General features: G+C 64.4%; 1 protein-coding gene. It reads left to right on the top strand.

Annotated elements, in window-relative coordinates; genetic code table 11:
• Positions 1-130: 130 nt before the first annotated feature.
• Positions 131-225, top strand: a 95-nt coding sequence (locus tag G5A07_RS21885) for a helix-turn-helix domain-containing protein (protein WP_191864034.1), incomplete at its 3' end; no start/stop codon positions are given.

The raw sequence follows: 225 nt of genomic DNA, 5'->3' as shown, positions 1-225 counted from the left end.
CCGCCCTGCTCACCTTCACCTACGGTTTCCTCGAAACCACCGGCTTTCCGAAACTCTCGATGTTCTTCGTCTGGCCCCTGATGGGCGCGTTCTGGGTCATCGGCTGCGTCCTGGGACTGAGGCGCTACGCATGAGGAACCGCGTTCGCGAGTTGCGCGCGGAGCGCGGTTGGTCACAGGCGGAGCTGGCCGGAAAGCTGGAGGTATCGCGGCAGACGGTGAACGC

The organism is Stenotrophomonas sp. AS012628, assembly GCF_010608305.1.
GTDB lineage: Bacteria > Pseudomonadota > Gammaproteobacteria > Xanthomonadales > Xanthomonadaceae > Stenotrophomonas > Stenotrophomonas geniculata.
The sequence above is the reverse complement of the archived record's forward strand: the minus strand, read 5'-3'. Positions and strand labels throughout refer to the sequence as shown.